Below are 9,744 nucleotides of genomic sequence, written 5' to 3' on the forward strand. Positions count from 1 at the left end.
TAGGGGGGCTGCAAAGCCTACAGCAGCCAGCCCAAATGCTGGGATCCCCGGGCGAGCTCGGGAATCAGCAGGGTTTTGCGGAGTATCTGGAACCCTGCAACAGTTGGCCCCTCAGGGGTTGCTCCCTCAGCTATGAGGCGCAAGCGGTGGATCTGACGGGCCACCACCTGGCGGGGCTGGGATCCCGCAACCACCTGCAGGATTAGGGTACTGCTGGCCACTATGGTTCCTTCGGCAAGGTCCTTGTGGGGGTGCTCCCAGGCTTCGACACTGGTGATAGCCCGTACCATCTCGGGCAGGGGCTGGATCCCCCAGGCATAGGGATCCCTAAGCCGCCAGACCCGCTCCTGCAATCGTCGCCAATCGTCCAAAAATAGGGCCTGATCTGTGCCTGGGTGACTGTCCCGCCGCAACGGGATCCAGTACCAACCCTGGGGATCCCAGAGCTGGAGCCAGCGTTCAAAATGCCCCGCATCCAACAGGCGGGCTTCCAGGGCCAAAAAGCGCTCTACGTCTGCCACAAGAGCCTGAGGGGTGGCCAGAGGTGCCGACAGCACCCAATCCCGCTCAGCGGCCAGGTCATCGTAGAGGGCCTTAACCCCCTCAAGCCCCCGTTGAGCCGAGAGGTGTGCAGCACTCATCCCACCACCTGCTCAGGGGCCACCTGCGACAACACCAACCGTTCTAACCCGACCACCAGGCTGTACCCCGCCACCGAGACCGCCGTCAGCAGCACCACCGCGCTCCACAACAAACCGTAGTTGCTGGTGGAGTAGGTGAGGGCCATCAGATTGCCGATGCCGGTGCCGGTGGCCAGCCATTCTGCCACGGTTGCCGCCAGCACCGCAGTGGGCACCGCGATGCGAGCCCCAGCAAAGAAGGCGGGCAATGCCGCCGGGAGACGGGCCAAGACCAGGATCCTCAACCGACCGGCGGCAAAGGTGTTGAACACATCCACCACCTGGCCCGGCACCTGCCGCAACCCCTGGGCACAGGCGATCAAGGTGGGGAAAAAGGTCATCACCGCCACCAGCGTGATTAAGCTGGCTCCGCCTCGGCCTAGGAGGATGATCACCAGCGGGGCCGTGGTGATGATGGGCACCGAACGTAGGGCAATGGCCACGGGCATCACCCCCCGCCGCACCCACGGGAACAGCTCAAAGACACAGGCCGTGAGCAAGCCCACCATCAGGCCGACAAAATAGCCTGGCAGCGTCACCCCTAGGGTGGATCCCAGAGCCTGGAATACTTGCTCTCGATGGGATCTAGCGTTGGCATGGGTGACCAGAAACTCCCAGACATCCCCCGGTCGCTTGGCGAAGAAACGGTTCAAATTGAGCCAATCCATGCTGATCTGCCACATCAGCAGAATCAGCAGACCCGTCAAGGCCGCCATCCCCAAAGAGATCCATAGTGTTGCGGCTGAGGGCTTGCGGTTGGGTCGGGCCGTCAGCAGAAGAGGAGGGGTGCCCGGAGAGAGCCACCGCCCAAACGCCACCGCCAGACCATAAACCGCGATTGAAGCCACCGTTGCTAGGCTGGCTACCGTCCACGTGGCCACCACATCCAGCGACCGGATCCCTTGGATCACCAGCACCCCCATGCCCCGTTCGGCCCCGGTAAATTCCCCCACCATCGCCCCTAGCACCGCCGCTGGCGCCGCCACCTGCAACCCCGCCACCAAATAGGGCACCGCCGCTCGGGCCCGCACATACCGCAGCATCGCCAGTCGGCCCCGACCATAGCTGGCCACCAGATCGGCCCAACTGGCGGGAATGGCCCGCAGTCCCACCACCAAGGACACAAAGGTGGTGTAGTAGACCGCCAGGGCCGCCAGGGTAATTTGTGGGCCATCGGAGGTGCCAAAGATCACCCGCAGCACCGGCCCTGTGGCCACCAGCGGCAGACAAAACACCACCAGGGCCAGGTTTTGGATCAATCGCTCGCTCACGGGAAACAAGGCCACCAGCATGGCCAACAGCATGGCCGCCCCATTGCCGTACAGGAAGCCCCAAGACGCCTCCCGCAGGGTGACCAGTAGGGCCCGAGCATATAGGTCGGAGCGACTGGCCAACCGATCCACAATGGCGCTGGGGGCCGCCAAAATATAGCGTTCCGATAGCAAAAGCCGAACCAGCAGCTCCCAGGCCACCAGCAAGCCCCCAACGATGAGCAGGCTGTTCACCCCGATCAGTGTCCCTCTTGCCCCAGGCCCAAGCCGGTTCACCGCTGCACCTCCAACACCTGCTCCAGCCCCAATGCCTCTGAGACGTGAGCGACTAGGTGATGAAACTCCGGAGAGCGCAAAATCTGAGCCTGCCGGGGGCGAGGCAACGTCACCGGGATCCGAGCCACGATCCGGCCTGGCCTCACGCTCATCACCAGGATCTCATCGGCCAACAGCACCGCCTCATCGATGGAGTGGGTGACCAACAGGGCCGTCGTCCCCCGGTTTTCCCAGAGGCGGGGCAACTCCAGATTCAGCCGTCGTCGGGTTAGCTCATCCACCGCCCCAAAGGGCTCATCCAACAACAACAGTCGAGGCTGGGTGATCAGACAGCGGGCAATGGCCGCCCGTTGCCGCATTCCTCCCGACAATTCTGCCGGTTTGGCCCGTTCAAATCCCTCCAAGCCCACCCGCGCCAACAGCTCCCGGATCCCAGCTCGATCCACCGGCTGCTGGGCTAGGGTTTGGGCCAGAGCCACGTTGGACTCCACGCTGCGCCAGGGCAGCAACGAGGGATCCTGAAAAGCCACGGCGATCTCCCCTCGCTTTTTCACCACAGCCGGGGGCTGGCCATCGATCAACACCTCGCCGCTGGAGAGGGTTTCCAGACCTGCGATCGCCCTTAGCAGAGTGGATTTGCCACAGCCGGATGGCCCCACCAATGCCGTCAGGGATCCCGGCTGTAGCCGCAGATTGATATCCGCCAGGGCTGGCACCCGAGTTGGCCCCCAGCCAAAGATCTTGCTGCCCTCCACCACCCGCACCTCTGGGGGCTGGATGGCCCTGGGATCCCTGAGGTTGGCCCTAGATGGTAGATTGACCGCCATAGATTTCTTCTAAAATTGAGCGATCCCAGAGGGCTGGGGTGACCTCCTTCCCCAGCAGGTTGAGGGTCTCCACATTGGCGGCCACCGTCTCGTCAGTAAACCAGCCAAAGCCATTCTGGTCGGTCAAATCCGAGAACATCAGCTTCAGTTGTTCGCTGGCTTGTAGCTTCTGGGTTTCTAGATCCAGTCCTGCATCTGGGAACAGCTCCAGCGTCAACTCCGCTGCCGCATCCGTGTCGGCTCGATAGTCCTGCCAGCCGCGAATCTCCCCGCGCAGCAGGCCAATCACCTCCCCACGACGGGTTTTTAGGCTCTCTTCTAGAACAATGTAGGTCTGGCTGTGGACGGTGTAGCCGTAGTCGGCCATCAACATGGTGACGTTGTCGATCCCCTGGACGGTCATGGCCACGGGCAGATCCGTGAGCCAGCACAGCAGGCAGTCCACCTCTCCATTCACCAAGGGGGCCGCATCGTACTGGGTGGGGATGATGGTGATCTGGTCGATGTCCACATTGTTGAGGGTGCAGAGGGTCTGCAACACGGGGGTGTTGGCGATGGCCATGCCGATGCTCTTGCCCTCCAGATCCTTGGGCTCGTTGACCGGGTTGTCCGGCAGCGAGGCGATGGTGAAGGGGTTGTTTTGCATCGCCACGGCGATGATCTTGAAGGGAGCCCCCTGTGAGACCGCAGCAGCCGTGTAGTCTGCCGCCGAAATGCCCATCAATGCGGTGCCACTGACAACGGGTGGCTCGACGGGAGCGTTGGGGCCGCCGGGCACCAGGCTTACTTCTAACCCCTCTTCAGCCCAGTAGCCTTTGTCCTGAGCGATGTAGCTGCCGCCAAACTGCACCGAGTGCAGCCAGGAAAGCTGAAAGCCCACCGAGATGGCAGCCCGGGCATCGGGAGTGCGCAGCAATGGGGAGCCAGCCACAAGCGCACCACCAGCCCCCAAGAGTTTGATGGCGCTGCGGCGAGAGACGGAATGAGGCTTAAACATCAACCACGCTTGAGACAGGAACAACAAAGCTCACTGTTCAAACGGTGCCTCAACTGGGAGGTGGATTCTGTACCTGTAGCTACTACTCCTGCCAAAAGGCCGCCACAGGCCAAGCTCGCTCCACAATGTGGGTCTCGGGATGAGCGTAGCGAATGGAAATGCGCCGGAAGGGATGGGGACAGGCTTTGCCTCCTGCATGGAGCGTGCGAGAGTCCAGAATCATCACATCCCCGGGCTCGAAGGGGGGGGCAAGAATGTTGACCTCTGGCCCCAGCCTGCTGTTTGCAAGATCTCCATCAATATCAGGGACGGGAGCAAGCGTGTCTCCTGCGGCGGTCAACGTGGCCTCCGCCGCCGAAAATTCAACGGGGGCAAAAAGAGGCCCGCGATGGGATCCCACCACAGCCCGTAATCCCTGCCCCGCCAGGACAGGATCCAATGGGATCCAGAAGGTCAAGAACCAGGGCTCCAGCGGGTGATAGGGGTGATCCTGATGCCAGGGGCTAAGAGTTTGGGCTCTTGCCTCCGAGTAGAAAAACTGATCTTCTAGCAAGACAACGGAATCGGTGCCAAAGATACTGGCAGCCAATTGGGGCAGGATCCCTTCGGTTACCACCTGGGTCAGGGTTGCATCCTCAGGCCAGCGAAATAAATCGCTTTGAACCACGGGCAGACCGACTGGAGACAGTGTCCGAAAATGCGGCCCCGGCTTGGCCCGTAAATGATCAATCGCTCGAATTAAGGCAGTACACAGGTTGGGCTCAAGGATCCCTGAGAGCACCGCCACGCCATCCCGGGCGATCTGCTGAGACAGATGAGGGTCTGGACGGGGGGATATCTCCAGAAGCTTCATGGCAGATTTGAGCTGGAGTCGGGTGGGTAACGCCATCAGCAGGATCCTTAGCAGCTGCCGTGAAGTTGGCTATCGGCGGTCTACTGGGGGGAGGACTGTCTCTCTAGTCTCAGCACCCCCAGTTGCTCGTAGACCGACAGGCCATCCCACATCGACCAACATTCTACAAAGCGGCCCTCCGACAGACGCAGCAAATCGATGCCCGTCATGGTGATTCGCTTGTGAGTGGCGGGAATATCGTCGTAGGTATCTACGTGTAGGCCGCTTGTGGACCAGTGCAACACCACCATATCCCCTTCGCTGACGAGGTGATGGATCTGGGTCTCCACCTCCCGAAATGCCTTGAAATAGCGTTCTACATCGGCTTTGACCACATCAATCCCATTGCCATCAAAGCCGGTCATGTGAACTTCGGCTGTGGGTAGCCAGTAGTCCTCAACTGCGCTCAGATCCCCTTTGGCCCAGAGACGGGTATGGTACTCGCGAACGATATCGGCATTGGTGACCATGTTAGTTAGGGATCCCTCTAGTGGCCTGTATGGATAGGGTGGCACGCTCCCCGTGTAACCGGCATTGATTCAGCAACGAAGGGAGTATCAAGGGGCTTCGCGGTGCATCTTCAATATCCCTCAATTTGTATAGTACTTGTATGGTACAAGTCGGATTTGGTATTCAGCAGCACTTTAGTTGAAATTCAAGGTGGTGAGGTGAAAGCTGCCATCCGCTTGTACCCAAGCAACCTCCGGGATCCGGCATTGACGGGCATAGGCTTCCACCTCTTCTGGGGAGCGATCCAGCAATTCCAGTTCCACGGGCTCAGACTGTCTCCACTGGGCCGCTAAAGCCAGCGCCTGCGGGATCCCTGCCGGTACCAAAGGAACCACCAACCGTCGGCAACCGCTCCCATCCGGTTTATGGGCAGGGGGCAAGAGCCGGAGCAGGGTATCGGGTAGCAGCGTAAAGCCGATCCCGGCCTGTTCTGCCTGATGAGGGCTGTAGAGAGCATGCAGCCGATCGTAGCGGCCTCCCAAGCCCACGACTTCGCCACCCACCACCGCCTGAAAAACGATGCCCGTGTAGTAAGCCAAGGTTTGAACCAGGCTCAGATCCAGCACCACTTGCACCTGTTGCTCCTGCAAAACTTGGCAAAGTTGTTGCAAATCGCGCAACCGATCGGCTGGCACGGGCAACTGCGCCAACTGTGGCAAAACACGGCTGGGCTGGCCCCGCAGCGCTAAAATCTGGGATCCAATCTGGCGAGCTGCTTCCGGTAAGGGTGCTGACTCCAGATAGACATAATCCAATTGGGCAATGGCGCGTCGAACTGCCGCTTGGGCAGTGGGGGCAATGGGGCTAAGCAAACTTTCGGTGAGACTCACATCCCCCAACAACAGCGTCCAATCGGGGATCCCGTTCCCGCCTTCGCTTGCGTGCCCGAAGGGGGTAGCAGCGCCCTGACCGACGGAACGAATACAATCGGCCAGCAGCGTCAGGATCTCGGCATCCGCCAGCCAACCCCCAGCCCCGATCAGCTCCACCCCCGACTGGAAAAATTCCTGCCCACTGCTGGATCCCTCCTCCCGCTGGCTGTTGCGAAAAACGCTGCCATGGTAGTAAAGCCGCAAAGGCAAGGGCCCAGAAGAGAGACGAGTTGCCGCTGCCCGCACAATGGAAGCGGTCAGTTCTGGGCGCAACCCCAGCATCGTCCCTTCGCTATCCCGCAGTTGCAGTACAGACTCCGCCTGGATGGATCCCCCGGCCAGCAGCGTTTCCAACCGTTCTAGAGTAGGGGTAATGATGCGCTGATAGCCATAGCGCTGGAACACCTGGCTCAGTTGAGACTCCAACCATTCCCGCCGCTGGACCTCACGCGGCAAGAAATCCCGAGCGCCGCTGGGTGGCCGCAAGCTGCTGGGGCTGGTGGGGGATCCCACGGCTAGGCGGGAGTCTGCATCGTACACGGTTACGCTCTGGCACGCTGTCCTGCCGCATCATAGCGGATGTTGGGTTGGTGCAGCGCTCCCAGAATCCCGAGGGAAATCAGGCCAGTCCTCCATGGGATCGGTGGAGCGTACCCGGTGCATCCCTGCTGCCGCAAACGTGGCAAAGGCCGCTTCCGCCTGCTCGCTAAAATCCACCACCCCTGGGATCACCACCGCCGAGGTGCAATCTTCCAAAAGGTAGATCTTCTGGGCCAGCTTCGGATCTTGGGTCTGGATTTCCTGCAGGAGATCACTCACCGTCCAGGCTACACAGTGACTTTTGGCTTGACCCGCGACGATCAACGCATCAAACCCCAGCAAATAGCGAATCAGCGGATCGTTTTTTTCGTCGATGGGATCCCCTTCTGGCCCAGTCAAAACTTCCGGGCTGAGCACCGAATAGTTCTCTGTCAGGGGGTTGGCCCCTTTCAGTTCCAAACTGGCCTGGCTATGACGAGCCAAACTGTGGAAGAAAATCGCCTCCTCCACCGCCGGCACCAAGGCATGGCCAATACCCCCCAACATGGAGTGGTAGGGCCAGACGATAAGAGGATACTTCCCGCCCTGCTCCAGTTGCTCCGCATAGTGGAGGGCATGAGCCTGGAGAGCAGTTAGATCTCCTTGGGTGAGGCTGGCAGCCACAGCGGGATTGACCTGCCAGCGACCGGAGCGAATGTCGGCCACCGAGATCGCGGTTGCCGGTTGCGGATGGGATCCCTGCCCATCCACCCAAAAGATCGGGTGGAAGATCTGCATGGCCGTATGGGTATCGAGGGTGGGAATGATTTGGGTGATCCGGGCCAGGTTGCGGTAAATGAACTGGCAAAGGCGCTGATTGTCCTCCACCGCCCCCAGTCCAGAGCTGCCGGCGACAAACAATTCAAACCCCGGAATACAAAAGGTATTCTGCACATCGATCAGCAGCAAGCCTACCCGTACCCGATCCGTAGCCGCCGCAGGGATCCCGTGCTGCCTGGCCCAAGCCTCAGCTTCCGCCGCCCGGTGTTGGTAAGGCACACGCCACACTTCTCCCACCCGCTCAACCTGAAAGTGGGGGGGTAAGGGTAAGGTTCCGGCAGGGGGGGTATCAGCGGTTAACCCCTGTACAGTGGTGATCATGGTGTTTGTCTGCAGTGGTGTCTGTTGGCTAAAGCGTCGGAGTGCAAGACTTTATTTATGGTTATTTTTACTATAAATGGCATGACTGGGGTTGTCCAGTCAGTGGAAATCATCTCTGCAAGGGATCCGAGCTGAAAAGGTTGAAATCTTTCTGTGCAGGCATTGATTTGAAGTAGGGATCCCCTGACAGCTGTACTTGATTATGGTAGATTTTACTATAAATAGATCGCCTTCTCCCCTGAGGTTGCCTCATGTTGGCCCCTGATTTTTCGTCGCTGCAGCCCCAAGACTATGGTCTGCTGACGGACTTGTACCAGTTCACCATGGCCGCTTGCTATGTAGGGGAGGGCCTAGAGTCTCAGCCGGCAGCTTTCGAGCTATTTGTGCGTCGGCTGCCCCCCGACTACGGTTACTTGATCGCCATGGGCCTCACCCAAGCGGTGGAGTACCTGCAGCAGCTGCACTTTACCCCAGAGTCTTTGCAGGCGTTGCGGGACACGGGGATTTTTGCCGACGCGCCGGAGCGGTTCTGGAGTTTACTGGAACAGTGCCGGTTTCAGGGGGATGTCTGGGCGGTGCCCGAGGGATCCGCCATATTTGCCAACCAACCTCTGGTGCGCATCGAAGCACCTTTGTGGCAGGCGCAACTGGTGGAAACTTACTTGTTGGCCACCTTTAACTACCAAACCCTGATCGCCACCAAAGCGGCACGCATGCGGGATGCGGCAGGAGATGAAGCGATTTTGCTGGAGTTTGGTACACGGCGAGCCTTTGGTCCCCAAGCGGGGTTGTGGGCAGCACGAGCCTCTCTAGCAGCAGGGTTTAACGCCACCTCCAATGTGTTGGCGGCCCTGAAATTGGGTCGAAAACCGGCAGGCACGATGGCCCATTCCCTGGTGATGGCGATTGCCGCTCTGTCTGGGGATGAAACCCATGCCTTTCAGTCTTTTCAGCGCTACTTTCCTCAGGCGGCTTTGCTCATCGACACCTACGATCCGATTCAGGGGGCGCGTACCGCGGCGCGGCTGTTTGCGGCAGACAGTCCCGACCAGCTGGGATCCCGGGGGGAGTTTGGCGGTGTGCGTATCGACTCCGGGGATTTAGAAGATCTGTCTCGCCAGGTGAAACAAATCTTGCCCCAGGGATCCCCAGTGTTTGTGAGCGGGGATTTGGATGAGTACGAAATTGAACGGCTACATCGCTCTCAGGCCCCGATTAGCGGCTATGGGGTCGGCACCCGCTTGGTCAGTGGGGAAGGGGTGAATGGGGTGTATAAGTTGGTGGAAATTAACAGCATCCCGGTGGCCAAAGCGTCCTTTGCCAAGGCAACCCTTCCAGGTCGTAAGCAGATCTTCCGCGGCCCCAACTCCGATTGGCTCGGTCAAGCAGAGGAACCTCCACCTCCCGGCTGTGAACCGTTGTTGCGCAAAGTGATGCAGGCGGGGGTGCTCCTGGATCCCTTGCCGGACTTGGAGACCATCGCCCACACCAGCCGAGCCTCGGTGATCCGACTTCCAGATGGTGTGCGGCAATTGCGTCAGCCGGATCCCTGGCCGATGAGCCTGACCGAGGCTTTGCAACAGGTGAAAGATTCAAACCCTACGACAGGAACCTTACGAAAACCAGCGTAAAGCCCCCGGTTTCTAACCGGGGGATATAAGCGCACAGGCTGAATTGATTCAGCCGTGGTGTGGGTCGTTGATGTATTCCAACACCTTTCCAACCGAATGCCGATAATG

At 59.8% G+C, this 9,744-nt stretch carries 9 protein-coding genes; 1 reads left to right on the forward strand and 8 read right to left on the reverse strand.

Features of this window, described 5'->3' with window-relative positions; translation table 11 throughout:
• Positions 1–17: 17 nt before the first annotated feature.
• From JX360_RS11575 to JX360_RS11610, 8 genes are all read right to left on the reverse strand, one after another.
• A complete protein-coding gene (locus JX360_RS11575) occupies positions 18–641 on the reverse strand; it encodes an aromatic-ring-hydroxylating dioxygenase subunit beta (RefSeq protein WP_244350995.1) in 624 nt (207 codons plus the stop codon).
• Positions 638–2,227, reverse strand: coding sequence for an ABC transporter permease (locus JX360_RS11580; RefSeq protein WP_244350997.1), 1,590 nt, complete (start codon positions 2,225–2,227; stop codon positions 638–640). The genes JX360_RS11575 and JX360_RS11580 overlap by 4 nt, the downstream gene beginning before the upstream one ends.
• Positions 2,224–3,054, reverse strand: a complete 831-nt coding sequence (locus JX360_RS11585) for an ABC transporter ATP-binding protein (RefSeq protein ID WP_244350998.1) — start codon at positions 3,052–3,054, stop codon at positions 2,224–2,226. Before JX360_RS11585 ends, JX360_RS11580 begins: the two co-directional genes overlap by 4 nt.
• Positions 3,032–4,051: an ABC transporter substrate-binding protein gene (locus tag JX360_RS11590; protein ID WP_425244395.1), complete on the reverse strand. Its 1,020-nt coding sequence runs from the start codon at positions 4,049–4,051 to the stop codon at positions 3,032–3,034. The genes JX360_RS11585 and JX360_RS11590 overlap by 23 nt, the downstream gene beginning before the upstream one ends.
• Positions 4,052–4,133: 82 nt before the next feature.
• The gene (locus JX360_RS11595; protein WP_244351000.1) at positions 4,134–4,940 is read right to left on the reverse strand and encodes a phytanoyl-CoA dioxygenase family protein; all 807 of its coding nucleotides are present in this window, start codon (positions 4,938–4,940) and stop codon (positions 4,134–4,136) included.
• Positions 4,941–4,984: 44 nt separating this feature from the next.
• Positions 4,985–5,413, reverse strand: coding sequence for an ester cyclase (locus JX360_RS11600; RefSeq protein ID WP_244351001.1), 429 nt, complete (start codon positions 5,411–5,413; stop codon positions 4,985–4,987).
• Positions 5,414–5,587: 174 nt separating this feature from the next.
• Entirely contained in the window at positions 5,588–6,865 is a 1,278-nt protein-coding gene (locus tag JX360_RS11605; protein WP_244351002.1) for an ATP phosphoribosyltransferase regulatory subunit, read from the reverse strand.
• Positions 6,866–6,895: 30 nt separating this feature from the next.
• Positions 6,896–8,005 (reverse strand): cysteine hydrolase family protein, encoded by a 1,110-nt coding sequence (locus JX360_RS11610; RefSeq protein ID WP_244351003.1) that lies wholly within the window; start codon positions 8,003–8,005, stop codon positions 6,896–6,898.
• A gap of 251 nt (positions 8,006–8,256) precedes the next feature.
• On the opposite strand from JX360_RS11610, the gene JX360_RS11615 reads away from it, so the two are divergent.
• The gene (locus JX360_RS11615; RefSeq protein WP_244351005.1) at positions 8,257–9,636 is read left to right on the forward strand and encodes a nicotinate phosphoribosyltransferase; all 1,380 of its coding nucleotides are present in this window, start codon (positions 8,257–8,259) and stop codon (positions 9,634–9,636) included.
• Positions 9,637–9,744 lie beyond the last annotated feature (108 nt).

This window comes from Thermostichus vulcanus str. 'Rupite', assembly GCF_022848905.1.
Lineage (GTDB): Bacteria > Cyanobacteriota > Cyanobacteriia > Thermostichales > Thermostichaceae > Thermostichus > Thermostichus vulcanus_A.